Origin of the sequence: Streptomyces sp. R302, from assembly GCF_012927245.1 — a bacterium.
Taxonomy (GTDB): Bacteria; Actinomycetota; Actinomycetes; order Streptomycetales; family Streptomycetaceae; genus Streptomyces.
In genome coordinates this window covers 114,188-132,293 of the sequence record NZ_JABBGE010000014.1, presented here as the reverse complement: position 1 = coordinate 132,293, position 18,106 = coordinate 114,188, and the positions used below count along the sequence as shown (strand labels likewise).

Here is an 18,106-nt window from a genome sequence, read left to right as displayed (position 1 = left end):
GTCGGCCCCTCTCGAATGGTCTCCCTGGCTGGCACAACGGTAGTAGCTTTCGAAAGGTTGCGCCAAACACACGTTCGAGTGAAAATCCGCAGATTGCCTTACGTGTGTGCGGGTGGGGGTGTATGGGAGTGGGCCCTCGGGGGTCGATCCCGCCCTTACGGTAGCCTTCGCCGCTGGGTTTCCGGACTCCGGCGCGCCCTCCCAGTCTCCCATCCGCGGGCCGCGCACGCGGCTCCGGGATGCCGCGACGCGGCCGCGACACGCTGGGGGTGTCGCAACCTCCTGAACCCAAGATCTAGTGGTTGGATGTCACCGGCCACCCAGGGATAGTGGTCCTCGGTCTGCCGGGGTGCTGTCCATCGCCTATGCTGGTGGTCGCTTCGAGGGCCTTGACGGGCCGGCCGAGGCTGTTCGGTCGTGCCATGAGGAGAGGGTCGTAACCAATGCACTGCCCCTTCTGCAGGCACCCCGACAGCCGGGTCGTCGACAGCCGCACCACCGATGACGGCACGTCGATCCGACGCCGCCGCCAGTGCACCGACTGCGCCCGCCGTTTCACCACGGTGGAGACCTGTTCGCTGATGGTGGTCAAGCGCTCCGGCGTCACCGAGCCCTTCAGCCGCACCAAGGTCATCTCCGGCGTCCGCAAGGCGTGCCAGGGGCGGCCGGTCACCGAGGACGCCCTGGCCAAGCTCGGCCAGCGGGTCGAGGAGGCGGTGCGCGCCACCGGCAGTGCCGAGCTGACCACGCACGACGTGGGCCTGGCCATCCTCGGACCGCTGGGGGAGCTCGACCTGGTCGCGTACCTGCGCTTCGCGTCCGTGTACAAGGCTTTCGAGGGACTCGAAGACTTCGAGGCCGCCATCGCGGAACTCCGCGAGCGGCCTCCCGTTGAGAACGGCGGGACCGGCACCCCCGAGGTGCCCGTTCCCGCCGGCGCCGCCGACTGACGGCGGCCCGGGCCCTCGCGGCCCGGCGACCGGCCGCCGTGCGGCCGTGAAGACCTGCCCCGGGTGACCCGTGCGGCACCCGTGGGTCAAGCAGTACAGAACGTAGTACAGAAGACGGTGCTCTGGGATTATCTGGGCGCCAAAGGGTGTTTTGCCCGTATATGGGAGGCGGCATGACAGAGACGGCGAGCGGCCCGGCACGTGGTTCCCGCACCAAGGGAGCCAAGGCGGCGAGCAAGGGCCTGCGGATCGAGCGCATCCACACCACCCCCGGCGTGCATCCGTACGACGAGGTGAACTGGGAGCGCCGGGACGTCGTCATGACCAACTGGCGCGACGGCTCGATCAACTTCGAGCAGCGCGGCGTCGAGTTCCCCGACTTCTGGTCGGTGAACGCGGTCAACATCGTCACCAGCAAGTACTTTCGCGGGGCCGTCGGCACCCCGCAGCGCGAGACCGGTCTGAAGCAGCTCATCGACCGCATCGTGAAGACCTACACGAAGGCCGGCGAGGACCACGGCTACTTCGCCTCGCCCGCCGACGCGGAGATCTTCGAGCACGAGCTCACCTACGCCCTCCTCCACCAGATCTTCAGCTTCAACTCGCCGGTCTGGTTCAACGTCGGCACGCCGCAGCCCCAGCAGGTCTCCGCCTGCTTCATCCTGTCCGTCGACGACTCCATGGAGTCGATCCTCGACTGGTACAAGGAAGAGGGCATGATCTTCAAGGGCGGCTCCGGCGCCGGCCTGAACCTCTCCCGTATCCGCTCCTCCAAGGAGCTGCTCTCCTCCGGCGGCAACGCCTCCGGCCCGGTCTCCTTCATGCGCGGCGCCGACGCCTCCGCGGGAACGATCAAGTCCGGTGGCGCCACCCGCCGCGCCGCCAAGATGGTCATCCTCGACGTCGACCACCCCGACATCGAGAACTTCATCGAGACCAAGGTCAAGGAGGAGGAGAAGATCCGCGCGCTGCGCGACGCGGGCTTCGACATGGACCTGGGCGGCGACGACATCACGTCCGTCCAGTACCAGAACGCCAACAACTCCGTCCGCGTGAACGACGAGTTCATGAAGGCCGTGGAGTCCGGCGGCACCTTCGGGCTGCGGGCCCGCATGACCGGCGAGGTCATCGAGAAGGTCGACGCCAAGTCGCTCTTCCGCAAGATGGCCGAGGCCGCGTGGGCCTGCGCCGACCCGGGCATCCAGTACGACGACACGATCAACCACTGGCACACCTGCCCCGAGTCCGGCCGCATCAACGGCTCGAACCCGTGCAGCGAGTACATGCACCTGGACAACACGTCCTGCAACCTCGCCTCGCTGAACCTCATGAAGTTCCTCAAGGACGACGGCAAGGGCAACCAGTCCTTCGACGTCGAGCGCTTCGCCAAGGTCGTCGAGCTCGTCATCACCGCGATGGACATCTCCATCTGCTTCGCCGACTTCCCGACCCAGAAGATCGGCGAGAACACCCGCGCCTTCCGCCAGCTCGGCATCGGCTACGCCAACCTCGGCGCCCTGCTGATGGCGACCGGCCACGCGTACGACTCCGAGGGCGGCCGCGCCCTCGCCGGCGCCATCTCCTCCCTGATGACCGGCACCTCGTACAAGCGCTCCGCCGAGCTCGCCGGTGTCGTCGGCGCCTACGACGGCTACGCCCGCAACGCCGAGCCGCACCAGCGCGTCATGAAGCAGCACGCCGACGCCAACGACAAGGCCGTCCGCATGGACGACCTGGACTCGCCGATCTGGGCCGCCGCCACGGAGGCCTGGCAGGACGTGATCCGCCTCGGCGCCAAGAACGGCTTCCGCAACGCGCAGGCGTCGGTCATCGCCCCGACCGGCACCATCGGTCTCGCGATGTCCTGCGACACCACCGGCCTCGAGCCCGACCTCGCCCTGGTCAAGTTCAAGAAGCTCGTCGGCGGCGGCTCGATGCAGATCGTCAACGGCACCGTCCCGCAGGCCCTGCGCCGCCTGGGCTACCAGGAGGAGCAGATCGAGGCGATCGTCGCCCACATCGCCGAGCACGGCAATGTGATCGACGCCCCGGGCCTGAAGACCGAGCACTACGAGGTCTTCGACTGCGCCATGGGCGAGCGCTCCATCTCCGCGATGGGCCACGTCCGCATGATGGCCGCCATCCAGCCCTGGATCTCCGGCGCCCTCTCCAAGACCGTCAACCTGCCGGAGACGGCCACGGTCGAGGACGTCGAGGAGGTCTACTTCGAGGCGTGGAAGATGGGCGTCAAGGCGCTCGCGATCTACCGCGACAACTGCAAGGTCGGCCAGCCGCTCTCCGCCAAGAAGAAGGAGGACGAGAAGGCCGAGGTGACCGCGAAGACCGAGGCGACGATCCGCGAGGCCGTCGAGAAGGTCGTCGAGTACCGCCCGGTCCGCAAGCGCCTCCCGAAGGGCCGCCCGGGGATCACCACCTCCTTCACCGTCGGTGGCGCCGAGGGCTACATGACCGCCAACTCCTACCCGGACGACGGTCTCGGCGAGGTCTTCCTGAAGATGTCGAAGCAGGGCTCGACCCTGGCGGGCATGATGGACGCCTTCTCCATCGCCGTCTCCGTCGGTCTGCAGTACGGCGTCCCGCTGGAGACGTACGTCTCGAAGTTCACCAACATGCGCTTCGAGCCGGCCGGCATGACCGACGACCCGGACGTCCGGATGGCGCAGTCGATCGTCGACTACATCTTCCGCCGCCTGGCGCTGGACTTCCTGCCCTTCGAGACCCGCTCCGCGCTCGGCATCCACTCCGCCGAGGAGCGTCAGCGTCACCTGGAGACCGGCTCCTACGAGCAGTCCGAGGACGAGGTCGACGTCGAGGGCCTGGCCCAGTCCGCCCCGGTCGCCACGGAGCTGAAGGCCGTCGCCGCCCCGGCCCCCGCGGCCAAGGCCGAGATCCCGGCCCCGAAGCAGGCGCACACCTCGGCGGAGCTGGTCGAGATGCAGCTCGGCATCAGCGCCGACGCCCCGCTCTGCTTCTCCTGCGGCACGAAGATGCAGCGCGCCGGCTCCTGCTACATCTGCGAGGGCTGCGGCTCGACCAGTGGCTGCAGCTGACGGCTGCCGCGGCTGACGCGTGACTGACGAAGGGGACCGGCCCACGGCCGGTCCCCTTCGGCGTGCCCGGAGCGGGCGGGCTCAGGCGCGCGCCGTGCCCATCAGGGAGCCGAAGGACTGCGGGTCCGTGTCGAAGCCCCGCTGCAGGGGGCGGAAGGTCCAGCCGGCCGAGGCGTCGCGGACGAATTCGACGACGGTCGCGGCGGTGGCGTCGGCGACGCCGCCGAAGTCGTACGTCAGCAGCTCGGTGTAGCCCTCGCGGACCCGGACCGAGGTCCGGGCGATCCGGCCGAAGGTCACCCGGCCGCCGCCCTGCTGTATCACCACGCCGACCACCACGCGGCCGTACCGCACGGCCAGCCGATCCAGTTCGAGCGTCATCGCCTCGTCATAGCCGAACCCCTGCCCCGTGCGGCTGTCGCGGAGGAGGGTGATCGTCCCGTCGGGGGAGCGGCTGTCGAAGTGGACCAGCTGCGCGGGCGCGCCGTGGGGGTCCTCGGCGGTGAAGACGGCGGCGACGAGATCCAGGTCGTGCGCGGGCGCGCCCGCCGGCGCCGGATCCCACTTGAGCGCCACCTCCACCTTGCCGACGCCCTTGCTGAGTCCGCTCACGATGCCTCCCCTTCCCCGTGTCTCCGTGAAGACCCTCGGCCCCGGGTCTCTCCTCATGGTGTCACGCGGGTACGACAGTCGTGCGGGCCGTTCCCGCCCGCGGGGTGCGTTCATGCCGGAACTCGATGCCCGACTGGCCGGAATGGCATGGGTCCTGACGAGGGCTCATGCCGGATCGCCCATCTGTGGTGACGGTCTGCCGGGGCGCTCTTCCGACCCGTACGATGGCGCGGTGCTGGTCAAGTGGATTCGCTGCGCCGTCGTGGACCGTCGAGGGTTCGAGCGGGGACAGCGGAAGTGGGCGGGGCTGCTCGGGGAGCCGGGGTTCCGGGGGCAGGGCGGTGGCTGGAGCCGGGCCCGTCCCGAGATCGCGCACGTCTTCTCCTTCTGGGAGAGCCGGGCCTTCTACGACTCCTTCATGGCCCGCTCGCACGACCGGCTGGCCGCCGCGCAGTCCGGTACGTTCAAGGACGCACAGGTCAGGCTCTTCGATCACCGCTTCGACGTGAAGACCGGTTTCGAGCCGAAGTTCGCCGACGCGGACGTGGCGCGGGTGGCGCACTGCCGTGTCCACGAGGAGCGGGTGGAGCACTTCGCCCTGATGCAGGAGAAGGTGTGGAACCCGGCGATGGCCGGGTCGCCGGGCATGCTCCGGGGGCTGTTCGGGGAGTCGCCCGGTCACGAGTTCCTGGTCCTCTCGCTCTGGAACTCCGCCGCCGAGCACGGCAAGTACCGCGAGGAGCGGGTGGAGCGCCTCGGCCTGCGGGCGCAGACCGAGGCCGACGTGGCCGCGCTCTCGGGTGACGTGGTGCGCCTCGAACCCACCTGGACCGTCTGAGCGTTCAGCCCTCGCGGGGGGCCGGGCGGGGGTCCGCGGCGGCGGCCGGTCTTCGGGCCGGTCCTCCGTCCGGACCGGTGAAGACGCCTGCCGTCACGGCCGCGAGCGCCGCGTCCGCCGCCTGGTCCGCCAGCCGTTCGTCGACGGCTTCGCGGGTGACGAAGAGGCGGAGGAAGAGCGGGGCGGAGACCGCGCGGACCACAGCGCCGGCGTCGGTGCCGACGGGTGCCTCGCCCCGGTCGACCGCCCGGGTCACGACCGTCTCGCAGCGGCGGAACCTCTCGCCGTAGAACGCGCGCAGGGCGTCCGCCGCGCGCGGTGACTGGAAGGCGGCGCCGACGAACGCGGTGGGCGCGGCGGCGTCCGCCGGGTCGCGGAAGCCCTCGACGACCTCGTGGGCGAGGGCGCGCAGGTCACCGGCGAGGCTGCCGGTGTCGGGCGGGGTCCACTCGTCCTCCCCGGCGAGGTCGAGGGCGTCGGCCACCATGCCCTCCACGCTGCCCCAGCGGCGGTAGAGCGTCGTCTTGTGCACGCCCGAGTGCTCCGCCAGGTACTCCACCGTCAGGGAGGGGTAGCCGTGCTCGGCCAGCCCGGTCAGGACGGCGTCGCGGACGGCGGCCCGGGTGCGGGCGGTGCGTCCGCCGGGGCGCCGGCTGCCCGGGGCGGGGCCGGGCGCGGAGGCGGCGGCGTCGGGGTCCTCGATCGAGTCGTTCAATTGCCACTCCCGTTGCGTTAGTGATTCCGAGTGTGCCACACTCGCCGTTAACGCAACTAGGGTTGTGTTTGCCGATTCGCCGGAGGTGTCATGCCCGCACAGATCTCGCTCCACGACGTCACCGTCTCCCGAGGGGAGCGGATACTCCTCGACCGCGTCTCGCTCTCCGTCCGCCCCGGCGAGCGGGTCGGGATCGTGGGGGAGAACGGCGCCGGCAAGTCCACCCTCCTCCACCTCCTCGCCGGCGCCGTCGCGCCGGACGAGGGCCGCGTGACCGCCCTGGCCGACGGGGGACTGCGGCTCGTCCGCCAGACCCCCGAACTGCCCCCGGAGGACACCGTGGCCGACGCCGTCGACGCGGCGCTCGCCGAGTTCCGCGCCATGGAGGCGCGCCTGCGCGCCCTCGAAGCCCGTCTGGACCAGGCGACCGCCGAAGACCTCGCCGCGTACGGAGACCTGCTCACCGCCTACGAGCTCCGCGGCGGATACGAGGCCGACGCCCGTGTCGACAAGGCGCTCCACGCCCTCGGGATCGCCCACATCCCCCGGGAGCGCCGGCTCGGCAGTCTCTCCGGAGGGGAGCAGGCCCGGCTCGGCATCGCCGTCGCCGTGGCCTCCGCGCCCGAGGTCCTGCTGCTCGACGAACCCACCAACCACCTCGACGCGTCGGCCCTCGACTGGCTGGAGGAATCCCTCCGCGGCCACCGCGGGACCGTCGTCGCCGTCTCCCACGACCGCGTCTTCCTGGAACGGGTCACCACCACCCTCGTCGAGGTCGACGCCGACCTGCGGAGCCTCGTCCGCCACGGCGAGGGGTACACCGGATTCCGCGCCGCACGCGAGGCCACCCGCCGGCGCCGCCGGCAGGAGTACGACGAATGGCGCGCCGAGACCGAGCGCCTGGAGGTGTACGCGGCGGGCGCGGCCCACGCCGTCGCGGCGGGCCGCGTCATGAAGGACAACAACAAGATGGCCTACGACCGGGCCGGCGGCCGCGTCCAGGCATCCGTCTCGGGGCGTGTCCGCAACGCCCGGGAGCGCCTCCGCCGCCTCGGCGAGAACCCGGTCTCCGAACCGGCCCCGCCCCTCTCCTTCACCGCACGTCCCGAGACGGGCGCGGTCCAGGGTGAACTGCTCGCCCTGGACGGGGTCCGGGTCGGCGAACGGCTCGCGGTCGACACCCTCACCCTCCGGGCGGGCGAGCGGCTCCTCGTCCACGGGGGCAACGGCGCGGGCAAGTCCACCCTGCTCCGCGTCATGGCAGGCTCCCTCCTCCCCGACAGGGGAGAGGTCCGTCGCCGGGGCCGGATCGGCCACCTCGCCCAGGAGGTCGCCGTCCCGCGCCCGGCCGAGCCGCTGCTCACCGCCTTCGGTCACGGACTGGGGCTCGGGCTCGACGAAGAGGGCCTGGCCGAACGGCTCCTGTCGTACGGACTGTTCCGGCCGGACGACCTCCTCGTGCCCGTGGGAGCCCTCTCGGCGGGACAGCTGCGCAGACTCGCGCTCGCCCGGCTGCTCGCCCGCCCCGCGGACCTGCTGCTCCTCGACGAGCCCGCCAACCACCTCGCCCTCGGCCTGGTCGAGGAGCTGGAGCAGGCCCTGGAGGAGTGGCCCGGCGCCCTTGTCGTGGTCTCGCACGACCGTGAACTGCGGCGGAGGTTCACCGGGCGGATACGCCGGATGGACTCCGGTCGCCTCCTCGATTGAGCCGCACGGGGCGGCTCCCTCTAGGGTCGGACCATGGCACGACCGCGGCGCATCGTCCTCGTACGGCACGGGGAGTCCGAAGGCAACGTCGACGACACCGTCTACGAACGGGAGCCCGACCACGCCCTCCGGCTCACTGCGACCGGCCGGCGGCAGGCGGAGGCGACGGGGGAGGAGCTCCGGGAGCTCTTCGGCGACGAGGCGGTCAGCGTGTACGTCTCGCCGTACCGCCGCACCCACGAGACCCTGCAGGCCTTCCGGCTGCCACCGGGGCAGGTCAGGGTCCGCGAGGAGCCCCGGCTGAGGGAGCAGGACTGGGGCAACTGGCAGGACCGGGAGGACGTACGCCTCCAGAAGGTCTACCGGGACGCGTACGGCCACTTCTTCTACCGCTTCGCGCAAGGGGAGTCCGGAGCCGATGTGTACGACCGGGTCGGGGCGTTCCTGGAGAGCCTCTACCGCAGCTTCGAGGCGCCCGACCATCCGCCGAACGTCCTGCTCATCACCCATGGACTGACCATGCGTCTCTTCTGCATGCGGTGGTTCCACTGGAGCGTCGCCGAATTCGAATCGCTGTCGAACCCGGGCAACGCGGAGACCCGGGTCCTGACGCTCGGGAAGGGCGGACGCTACCGACTTGACCGCCCGTTCGAACGCTGGTGTACCCCGGAACCGTACGGTCCCACCGGATAGAGTGGCGCACCGATGACCGCTGACTCCTCATTCGACCGGCGCTTCGACCGCGCCCTCGCCAGTCTGCGCGGACTGGCCGTGGGGGACGCACTGGGCTCCCAGTTCTTCGTCCCCGCGCACTACCCCCTGCTGAAGCGGCGCGAACTGCCGCCGGGTTCCTGGCAGTGGACCGACGACACGGAGATGGCCTGCTCCGTCCTGGCCGTCCTCGCCCGACACGACCGCATCGACCAGGACGCCCTGGCCGCCTCCTTCGCCGACCACCACGACTTCGACCGCGGCTACGGCCCCGCCGTCAACCGGATGCTCCGGCTGATCAGGGAAGGCGGCGACTGGCGCGAGCTGTCCGCGGCCCTCTTCAACGGCCAGGGATCCTGGGGCAACGGCGCCGCGATGCGCATCGCCCCGCTCGGCGCCTGGTACGCCGACGACCCCGAACAGGCCACCCATCAGGCCGAGATCTCCGCCTACCCCACCCACCAGCACCGCGAGGCCGTGGTCGGCGCCATGGCCGTCGCGGCGGCCGCCGCCCTCGCGGCCGATCCGGCCGGTCCCCCCACGCCGGAGGCGCTGCTCGACGGGGTCGTCGCCCTGGTCCCGCGCAGCGCGGTCGGCGCGGGACTGCGCCGGGCCCGCGACATGCTGGACTACGGCGACGCCGGGACCGTCGCCGCCGTACTCGGCAGCGGACGGCGCACCAGCGCCCACGACACGGTGCCCTTCGCCCTCTGGTCGGCCGCCCGCGGCCTGGGCGACTTCGAGACGACGTTCTGGACGACGGCCCAGGTCGGCGGGGACGTCGACACGACCTGTGCGATCGCCGGTGGAGTGGTGGCCTCCGGTGCCACGGGCGCGCCCCCGGCCGAATGGCTGGACCGGACCGAGGCCCTTCCTTCCTGGGTACCGCCGGCGACGGCCCGGAACTGAACGCGACGGAGGTTCCGGACCCGCACGGGTCCGGACTCTCCCGCCGTCAGACAACGAGACAGCGGCCCCACCCTGCGCGCGGTCCTTCACGAGTGCGACGCGGCGGCGGCCGTACCCCGCCGTGCCACGGTCGAGACCGCTGTCTTCGGCATCTCGAAGGTGTGCGGCAGCGAAGAGGGCGACGGCGAGACGGCCGGTGCCCTCGGCCGGATCATGGCGCCGCAGGTCCGCTCGGTACCAGGCTGACCGGGCCCGCGCCGCGGGAGAGGAGTGCCTGACGGGAATCCGGGTACCGCACGCGGTACCAGGCGGCGTAACCTGTCAGGCGCCATGCCGTACGAACCTCCCACCCACACCGTCGAGCGGTCGCTCCGAGCCACCACCGGCGCCAAGATCGTCGCCGGGGTGGACGAGGTCGGACGCGGGGCATGGGCCGGGCCCGTCACCGTGTGCGCGGCCGTCACCGGCCTGCGCCGTCCGCCCGAGGGCCTGACCGACTCCAAGCTGATCGCTCCGAAGCGGCGTACCGCCCTCGCCGCCGAGCTGGAGCGCTGGGTGACCGCCTACGCGCTCGGCGAGGCGTCCCCGCAGGAGATCGACGAACTCGGGATGACCGCGGCCCTGCGCCTCGCGGCGGTCCGGGCGCTCGAAGGCCTCCCGGTCCGCCCCGACGCGGTGATCCTCGACGGCAAGCACGACTACCTCGGCAGCCCCTGGCAGGTGCGCACGGTGATCAAGGGCGACCAGTCCTGCATCGCCGTCGCCGCCGCCTCGGTGATCGCCAAGGTGCGGCGGGACGCCATGATGGCCGATCTGGAGGCCGCCCCCGGCTGCGCCGGCTACGGCTTCGGCGCCAACGCGGGCTACCCTTCGCCCGTCCACAAGGCCGTCCTCGAAGAGCTGGGTCCCACCCCGTACCACCGGCTCTCCTGGTCCTACCTGGACGCCATGCCCCGATGGCGCCACCTCAAGAAGGTCCGCCTCTCCGCCGAGGCGGCCGCTCTGCAGAGCGGGGGCCAACTCGGCTTCGACTTCTGATCTTCCGGTCCCGGGACCTCACCGACGCGGTCCCGGCGGGCCGGGGGGCGCCCCTGTGCGCCCACCCGACGGTGCCGTCCGAAACGGCATTTGATAGACATCAACCCATGCCTCTCCCTCCCGAGGAGCCTCAGATTCACGAGAGCGCCCAGGGTCCTAGCGCCACCGCGGCCGCCGGCCGTCCCGCGCCGACCCCACGTCCCGTACCCGGCCCCCGTTCGGCGGCCTCCCCGCGTCCCGGTCAGGCTCGCCCCGCGCCGCCGGCCCAGCGGCCCGTGCCAGGTCCGCCCGCACCCAAGAACCGTCCGGAGAATCGTTCCGGCGGCGACAACCCGCAACTCCAGCTCATCCCGGCTCCGGCCGACGGTGCCCTCGACGCCGCCGAGGAGGCCCTCGACCTGCTGCTCGACAGCGGCAGGGCGCCCGGCGAGGTCCTGGTGCTCACCACCGGCGAGCGCCACCCGTGGGCCGCGCACGAGCTGTCCTTCGGTGAGGCGTCCTACTGGGCCCAACAGGACACCGCCGAGGACGTGTTCTTCGCGGACGCCGCCTCGGTGGACCGGGTGGCCGCCCGCCCCGTGGTGATCGTCGCCGTCAACGGCGGTGACGACGTGGCCGCCCGCGCCCTGCCGGTCGCCCGGTCCCGCGCGGGTGCCCTGCTCGTGGTCTGCGGCGACCCGGAGCGGGTCACCGCGCTCCTCGGCGCCGGAGTCTGACGGTCGCGCCTCCGCCGGACCGGAAACGGCCCGGCGGAGCGGCCGGGGAGTTCAGCGCGCCGCTGCCCTGCGCAGCGGCTCGGCCGCCCCGCCCGCCGTCCGCGGCGCGAGGTGACCGAGCTCGCCGGTCGGCTCGCCCAACGCCAGCGGCGTGGAGTCCGAGCTCGGCCGGCGGCCGCCCCGGCCCTCGCCGAAGACCTGCCAGCCGGCCTTGGTCAGGGTGATGTACGCGCCGCACCGCAGCCCGTGGAGCGTGCAGGCGTCCCGGAGCCCCCACATCCAGGCCCCGTCCTCCTCCGTCCAGCGCTCGTCGCCGTCCCGGCAGTAGACGAGCACCGCCGTCCGGACGGGGGCGCGCCGACGGAGGTCGTGCGGGACCACCCGCCGCAGATGGGCGAGGAGCGCGTTCCGGAACTCCCAGCCGTCGGCGGGGCCGGGGCGACGCGTGAACGAGGCGCTCGCGGTGAGCCGCTCCTCGTGGTCGAGCACCGCCACGACCGCGGTCGTGGGCTGCGGCCGATGGCGGGAGTGCAGTCCGCTCACGACCTCACGAGGACTGCCCAGCAAGGGAATTCCGGCCGCGGCCCAGTCGGCCGGCTCCAGCATCCGGGCGAGACGGCTCGCGGAGGCCGGGTTCGAGCCGAGCGAGGTGGCGGACGGAGCGAATCCGAGGGTCACGGTCCTCCCTTCGGATACGCGCCCGCGAGGCGGGCAAGGTCGGGTGAGGGCGCAGCACGGCACAGTCCTTCCGGACCGCTTCGAGCCGTGTGGGGCGGTTCCCCAATTCTGGCGTGGCCCGAGCGGGGGCGGCAACGAGCAATTGAGGCGGCTGACGGTAATGAACCGTTATGCCACTGATATCCCTGCCCAGTTACCCGGTATTCACTCGCCGTTCCCCGACCCTTCTCATCCCTGGACGGCCAGCACCAGGGGAAAGACTCCGTCCGCTCCCGAGCGCCGCAGCAGCCGCGCGGCCACGGCCAGGGTCCAGCCCGTGTCGGACAGGTCGTCCACGAGGAGTACGGGGCCGCCCGCCGAGGCCACCCGCTCCGCGAGCGCGGGCGGAATCTCCAGGGCCCGATGGAGTCCGATGACGCGCTGGGCGCTGTTGGTGCGCGACAGACGGAGGTCCTCCGCCTCGGGGGCGTACTCCACCGCTCCGAGCAGGGGCATCCGGCCGATCTCGGCGATCCGGGCACCGAGCGAGCCGACCAGGGCGGGCCGCCGGCGCGAGGCGACGGTCACCACCCCGGCGGGACGGGCCGGCGCGTCGGAGGCACCGGACGCCCAACCACCGGGCCCCTTCGCCCAGTCGGCGAGCACCTGGACCACCGCCTGCACCACGTCGTCCGGCACCGGGCCGTCCGGCGCCGTGTCGGTCAGCAGCGGCCGGAGCCGGTTCCCCCAGCCGATGTCCGAGAGGCGCCCCAGGGCACGGCCGCCGGAGGCCTGCTCACCGGCCGGGATCCGACCCTTCAGGTCGACGCCGGCGGCGGCCAGACCCGTCGGCCACATCCGGCGGGGCTCCACGTCCACGCCCGGGCGGCCCAGCTCGCCCTTGGCGGCGTCCAGCGCCGCGTCCGTCACCTTCGGGTCGAACCGCGGGCCCGCGCAGTTGTCGCAGCGGCCGCAGGGCGCGGCCTCCTCGTCGTCGAGTCGGCGCCGCAGGAACTCCATCCGGCACCCCGTCGTGGTGGCGTACTCGCGCATCGCCTGCTGCTCCGCCGACCGCTGCCGGGCCACCCACGCGTACCGCTCGGTGTCGTAGACCCAGGGCCGGCCGGTGCTCTCCCAGCCGCCCTTGACCCGGTGGACGGCCCCGTCCACGTCGAGGACCTTGAGCATGGTCTCCAGTCGGGTCCGGCGCAGCTCGACCAGGGGCTCGAGGGCGGGCAGCGACAGCGGTCGGCCCGCGGCGGCGAGGACGTCCAGGGTCCGGCGCACCTGCTCCTCGGGCGGGAAGGCGACGGAGGCGAAGTACCGCCAGATCGCCTCGTCCTCCTTGCCGGGGAGCAGCAGCACCTCCGCGTGCTCCACGCCGCGTCCGGCGCGGCCGACCTGCTGGTAGTAGGCGATCGGCGAGGACGGCGACCCGAGGTGGACGACGAAGCCGAGGTCCGGCTTGTCGAAGCCCATGCCGAGCGCCGAGGTCGCCACCAGCGCCTTGACGCGGTTCGCCAGCAGGTCGTCCTCGGCCTGCTGGCGGTCCGCGTTCTCCGTCCGCCCCGTGTACGAGGCGACCGTGTGGCCGCACTGGCGGAGGTAGGCGGTGACCTCCTCGGCGGCCGCGACGGTCAGCGTGTAGATGATCCCGGAGCCGGGCAGCTCGTCGAGGTGGTCGGCGAGCCAGGCCAGCCGGTGGGCCGCGTCCGGCAGGGTGACCACGCCGAGGCTGAGGGACTCGCGGTCCAGCGGGCCGCGCAGGACGAGGGCGTCGGTGCCCGCGCCGGTGCCGAGCTGCTCGGCGACGTCCGCGGTCACCCGGGCGTTCGCCGTCGCGGTGGTGGCGAGCACCGGCACGCCGGCCGGGAGGTCGGCCAGCATGGTGCGCAGCCGCCGGTAGTCCGGCCTGAAGTCGTGACCCCAGTCGGAGATGCAGTGGGCCTCGTCCACCACGAGGAGACCCGTGGCGGCGGCCAGCCGCGGCAGGACCTGGTCGCGGAAGTCCGGGTTGTTGAGCCGCTCGGGGGAGACGAGCAGGACGTCGACCTCGCCGGCCGCGACCTCGTCGTGGACGCTCTCCCACTCCTCGGTGTTCGACGAGTTGATCGTGCGGGCGCGGATGCCCGCCCGGGCCGCCGCGTCCACCTGGTTGCGCATGAGGGCGAGCAGCGGGGAGACGATGACCGTGGGGCCGCTGCCGCGCTCGCGCAGCAGGGAGGTCGCGACGAAGTAGACGGCGGACTTGCCCCAGCCGGTCCGCTGCACCACCAGTGCCCGGCGGTGGTCGGCGACCAGCGCCTCGATGGCGCGCCACTGGTCCTCGCGGAGTCTCGCCGTGCCGGTCGGGTCTCCGACGAGTCGGGCCAGTACGACGTCGGCGGTGGCGCGGAGCGCGGCGCGGTCTTCCGGGGGGTCTGCGTGGGTCATGCGTCCATGCAACCCGATGCCTCGGACATTCGGCGAACGAGGCGGCGATCTGTGGACAGTGCATATCGGATCATCAGACTGTATCTACAGAGTTATCCACAGGGGTTGTCGGAAATCGGAGATCACGAGACGGTCCTCGCCATGAACGCGAACCACCACGAGATCAACGCATCCACCCGAGGCCGCCAGATCACCCTGCGCAGCCCCTCCGAGCTCGCCGACGCCCTGCCGTTCGTGCTCGGCTTCCACCCGACCGACTCGATCGTGCTCGTCGCCCTGCACGGAGCGAACGGCCGCTTCGGCGGCCGGATCAGGGTCGGCATTCCCCGCTCGCCCGGCGAGTGGGACTCCACCGCGGACCACCTCGCCGAATGCCTCGTCGAGACGTCCGCCAAGCGCACCACGCCACCGGACGGCATCGTCGGCTTCCTCTGCCAGGACCCGCGGCCGGGCGAGACCGCGCGCCAGGTCCACGAGCGGCTGAGGCCCCTCTCCCAGCGCCTCAGGACCGCCTGCGGAGCCCTCGACATCCCCGTCTACGAGGTGCTGTGCATCTCCGGCGGCCGCCACTTCTCGTACTGCTGCCCCGACACCCGCTGCTGCCCGCCGGAGGGCACCCCGCTCGCCCTCGCCGGCACCTCGGTCATGGCGGCGGCCGCCGCCTACGCGGGAATCCAGGTACGGGGCTCGCTGCGGGAAATGGAGGCCGCGTTCAGGCCCACCGGGGCACCCGGCGAGACGGAGCAGCGCGCCGCCCTCGACGCGGCCGCGGCCGCGATCGTCCCCCGCGTCGTCGACGGCGCGGAGGAGCACGCCCGGGCGGAGCTCCGCGAGACCACCCTGGCCCTCGCCGGCCGGCTCCTCGGCAGGTTCGCCGAGCCGCCGCGCCGGATCGGGGAGGACGGCGCCCGCCGGGGCCGGGCCGCGGTCGAGGCGGACGACGACGCCCGCGTCGACCCCGGCGAGGCGGCGGCCGTGATCCTGGGGCTCCAGGACCGCGCCACCCGCGACCGGCTCGCCGAATGGATGGAGGGCCCCGAAGGCGCCGCGGCCCTGCGGCTGTGGCGCGTCCTCGCCCGGCGCTGTGTCTCCCCCTACGAGGAGTACGCCGCCGCGCCCCTGACCCTCGCGGGCTGGGCCGCCTGGTCGACCGGCGACGAACCGACCGCACGCGTCGCCCTCGGCCTCGCCCTCCAGGCCGATCCCGAGTACGTCTTCGCGAGGCTGCTGCACCAGGCGTGCAACGAAGGCCTCGACCCCGAGTCGCTGCGCGCCTGTCTGCGCCAGGAGAAGCAGGACCGCGCCGCGGCGGCGCGGCGGGGCGCCGCCCCCGCCCGCGGAGGCCGGACGCGCACCCGGACCCGCACGCGGGGAGTCCGCACCGCCGGACCGAGGCCGCTGCTCCCGCGAGCGGAGCACGACGGCAGCCAACAAAAGCTCGGACGGGGGCGGGCGAGGCCCGGCGTCCGGCCCGCCGGACGGGCCGCGACCCGGCCCGGAAGGCCCGCCCCGCACCACGGCGGGCGGCGCGGGACGAGGAGCGGCCGATGACGACCGTGACCCCGCGCGCCACCGGACCGTTCACCTCTGTGGCGGAGCCGGGCGAGCCGAGCCGCCGACACCCCGCCGGCCGTCCGGATCGCACAGAGAGCACGCCACACCCCCCATGGTCCTCAGCCCTGTCCCGGCCCCCGGACACCCGACCGAACACTCCGCCAGGAAGCCGCCCGTCGGCGGCGGCACCCCCGCCGTCCACGGGCCGCGCCCCGGAGAACTCCCCCCGGTCCACGACGCCCTGCTCTGCGTCGCCCTGCCCGCCTTCGCCGTCTCGCCCGAGCACGGCCAGCTCACCGGGCACGGACCGGAGGGCGTGTACGCCTCGGGGCGGCGGCTGCTCTCCCGTAGCGTCCTGCGGGTCGCCGGCCGCGAGCCCGTCCCCCTCCAGGGACGGCTCGCCGCAGCCGACCGGGCCGTCTTCGTCGGCGCCCTCCGCGTCCCCGGTGACACCGGCCCCGACCCCGGCATCACCGTCGAGCGCTCCCGAGGCGCCGACGGATCCGAGCGGATCACCCTCCGCAGCGCGGTACCCCGCCCCGTCCGCGTCCCGGTGGAGGTCGCTCTGGGCACGGATCTCGCGGAGCTGGGCGCGATCGCGTCCGGCCGGCCCCGCCCCGAACTCCGGCCCAGTGTCCACGGCACCGGCCTCCGCTGGACCGCCCCCGACGGCCGCTCCGTGGCCGTCACCGCCGACCCCGCGCCGACGGACGCCCTGGCGGCGGCCGGAGTCCTCCGCTGGGAAACCGACCTCGCCCCCGGCACCGCCACCACCCTCCACCTCCGCGTCCAGGCCGAGCGGAGCCCCGGCGCCGCCGCGCCCGTCGGGGGCGGCCGCCCCGGCGGACACCTGCTCCCCGACGTCCAGGCGGAGGGCGACGACCACCGGCCGGGCGCGCTGCTCCGCGCCTCCGTCGAAGACCTGCGGGCCCTCCTCCAGCGCGATCCCGCCCACCCCGCCGACGTCCATCTCGCGGCCGGCGTCCCGTGGCGCTGCGGGCCCGTCACCGCGGAGGCCCTCTGGGCGGCCCGCATGGCCCTGCCGCTCGGCACCCGCCTCGCCGCCACCACCCTGCGCGCCCTCGGCCGCACCCAGGTCGCCGGCGGCACCGAGTCCGGACGCATCCCCGGCCCGCTGCGGGACGCGGGACCGCACCTCCCGCCCCGCTGCACCGGCGTCGAGGCCACCCTCGCCTTCCCCGTCCTACTCTCCGAAGCCCGGCGCTGGGGCCTTCCCGTCGCCGAACTCGACGAGCTCCTTCCGGTGGCGGAGCGCTGCCTCGGCTGGCTGCGCCGCGGCCTCGACGCGGACGGGCTCCTGCCGGACCCGGCGCCCGGCGGCCCCTGGCGGGCCGAGACACAGGCCCACGCGCACCGGGCCGCCCTGCTCGGGGCCGACCTCCTCGACTCCTGCGGGAGGCCCGGCGGGGAAGAGCTCCGGGACGCAGCCCGCACGCTGCGCACCCGGTTCCGCGCCGAGTTCTGGCTCGACGACCTCTCCGGCGGCCGGCCCGCCGCCGCCCGGACGGCGGAGGGACGATCCTGGCCCCAGCTCGGCGGGTGGGCCGCCCACCTCCTCGACACCGGACTCCTCGACGGCGGCCGGTACGCCCAGGGAGTGCTCGACCGGACGGAGACCGAACAGCTCGCACGGCTCCTCGGCACCCCCGCGCTCGACTCCGGTTGGGGACTGCGCAGCCTCGGCGCCAAGGAAGCCGGCCACAACCCCTTCGGCCACCGGGCCGGAGCCGTCCGCGTCCACGAGACGGCCGTCGCCGTCGCCGGACTGGCCGCCGCCGGATACGAGAAGGAGGCCGTCTCCCTGCTGCGCGGCCTCCTCGACGCCGCCGAAATCTTCGGCCACCGACTGCCCGAGATGTACGCGGGCGAGCAGCGCACCGCGGGTACGCGCCCCGTGCCGCACCCGGCCGCCTGCCGGCCCGCGGCCGTCGCCGCCGCCGGAGCGGTCCACGCGCTCGCCGCCCTGGCCGGGATCCGTCCCGACGCCCCCGGCCGGACCGTGGCCGTGCACCCCATGGCCTCCGCGCCGCTGGGAGCGCTCCGGCTCTCCGGTCTCGTCGTCGCCGGGGAACCCTTCGCCGTGCGGGTCAGTCGTCTCGGGCTCGGTATGGTCGAGGAGGCCGCCGAGTCCCTGCAACTGGGGGTGTGACGCATGCCGGACACGGAGACGGGGA

General features: G+C 73.4%; 14 protein-coding genes. 10 read left to right on the top strand and 4 right to left on the bottom strand.

Going from position 1 to position 18,106, the window contains the following annotated elements; translation table 11 throughout:
- The first annotated feature begins 443 nt into the window (after window positions 1–443).
- Window positions 444–950, top strand: coding sequence for a transcriptional regulator NrdR (gene nrdR, locus HHL19_RS33585; protein ID WP_169094169.1), 507 nt, complete (start codon window positions 444–446; stop codon window positions 948–950).
- A 173-nt stretch (window positions 951–1,123) separates the two neighbouring features.
- Window positions 1,124–4,021, top strand: coding sequence for a vitamin B12-dependent ribonucleotide reductase (locus HHL19_RS33580; RefSeq protein ID WP_169094168.1), 2,898 nt, complete (start codon window positions 1,124–1,126; stop codon window positions 4,019–4,021).
- Window positions 4,022–4,102: 81 nt separating this feature from the next.
- Here HHL19_RS33580 and HHL19_RS33575 read toward each other — a convergent pair whose 3' ends face one another.
- Window positions 4,103–4,633: a TerD family protein gene (locus HHL19_RS33575; RefSeq protein ID WP_169094167.1), complete on the bottom strand. Its 531-nt coding sequence runs from the start codon at window positions 4,631–4,633 to the stop codon at window positions 4,103–4,105.
- A 232-nt stretch (window positions 4,634–4,865) separates the two neighbouring features.
- Here HHL19_RS33575 and HHL19_RS33570 point away from each other — a divergent pair, with 232 nt between their 5' ends.
- Entirely contained in the window at window positions 4,866–5,471 is a 606-nt protein-coding gene (locus tag HHL19_RS33570) for a YdbC family protein (RefSeq protein WP_169094166.1), read from the top strand.
- A gap of 4 nt (window positions 5,472–5,475) precedes the next feature.
- Here HHL19_RS33570 and HHL19_RS33565 read toward each other — a convergent pair whose 3' ends face one another.
- Window positions 5,476–6,186 carry a TetR/AcrR family transcriptional regulator gene (locus HHL19_RS33565; protein ID WP_206325661.1) on the bottom strand — a complete coding sequence of 237 codons (711 nt, stop codon included), beginning with the start codon at window positions 6,184–6,186 and terminating at the stop codon, window positions 5,476–5,478.
- A gap of 90 nt (window positions 6,187–6,276) precedes the next feature.
- Between HHL19_RS33565 and HHL19_RS33560 the strand changes: the two genes are divergently transcribed.
- The 5 genes from HHL19_RS33560 (at window position 6,277) to HHL19_RS33540 (ending at window position 11,267) form a co-directional block, all read left to right on the top strand.
- Window positions 6,277–7,893 carry an ATP-binding cassette domain-containing protein gene (locus HHL19_RS33560; RefSeq protein ID WP_169094165.1) on the top strand — a complete coding sequence of 539 codons (1,617 nt, stop codon included), beginning with the start codon at window positions 6,277–6,279 and terminating at the stop codon, window positions 7,891–7,893.
- A gap of 33 nt (window positions 7,894–7,926) precedes the next feature.
- Window positions 7,927–8,586 (top strand): histidine phosphatase family protein, encoded by a 660-nt coding sequence (locus HHL19_RS33555; RefSeq protein WP_169094164.1) that lies wholly within the window; start codon window positions 7,927–7,929, stop codon window positions 8,584–8,586.
- Window positions 8,587–8,598: 12 nt separating this feature from the next.
- Window positions 8,599–9,513, top strand: coding sequence for an ADP-ribosylglycohydrolase family protein (locus tag HHL19_RS33550; RefSeq protein ID WP_169094163.1), 915 nt, complete (start codon window positions 8,599–8,601; stop codon window positions 9,511–9,513).
- 330 nt (window positions 9,514–9,843) lie between these two features.
- Window positions 9,844–10,551, top strand: coding sequence for a ribonuclease HII (locus HHL19_RS33545; protein ID WP_169094162.1), 708 nt, complete (start codon window positions 9,844–9,846; stop codon window positions 10,549–10,551).
- A gap of 107 nt (window positions 10,552–10,658) precedes the next feature.
- Window positions 10,659–11,267, top strand: a complete 609-nt coding sequence (locus HHL19_RS33540; RefSeq protein WP_169094161.1) for a hypothetical protein — start codon at window positions 10,659–10,661, stop codon at window positions 11,265–11,267.
- 51 nt (window positions 11,268–11,318) lie between these two features.
- Here the strand turns inward: HHL19_RS33540 and HHL19_RS33535 are convergent, their stop codons facing one another.
- A complete protein-coding gene (locus tag HHL19_RS33535) occupies window positions 11,319–11,945 on the bottom strand; it encodes a hypothetical protein (protein WP_169094160.1) in 627 nt (208 codons plus the stop codon).
- Between the two features lie 228 nt (window positions 11,946–12,173).
- Window positions 12,174–14,357, bottom strand: coding sequence for a RecQ family ATP-dependent DNA helicase (locus tag HHL19_RS33530; protein WP_169094159.1), 2,184 nt, complete (start codon window positions 14,355–14,357; stop codon window positions 12,174–12,176).
- A 141-nt stretch (window positions 14,358–14,498) separates the two neighbouring features.
- Here HHL19_RS33530 and HHL19_RS36915 point away from each other — a divergent pair, with 141 nt between their 5' ends.
- Together HHL19_RS36915 and HHL19_RS36910 are read left to right on the top strand one after the other, a co-directional pair.
- Window positions 14,499–15,908, top strand: a complete 1,410-nt coding sequence (locus tag HHL19_RS36915; RefSeq protein ID WP_206325660.1) for a DUF4192 domain-containing protein — start codon at window positions 14,499–14,501, stop codon at window positions 15,906–15,908.
- 115 nt (window positions 15,909–16,023) lie between these two features.
- Window positions 16,024–18,081 carry a glycogen debranching N-terminal domain-containing protein gene (locus HHL19_RS36910; RefSeq protein WP_206325659.1) on the top strand — a complete coding sequence of 686 codons (2,058 nt, stop codon included), beginning with the start codon at window positions 16,024–16,026 and terminating at the stop codon, window positions 18,079–18,081.
- Window positions 18,082–18,106: the final 25 nt, after the last annotated feature.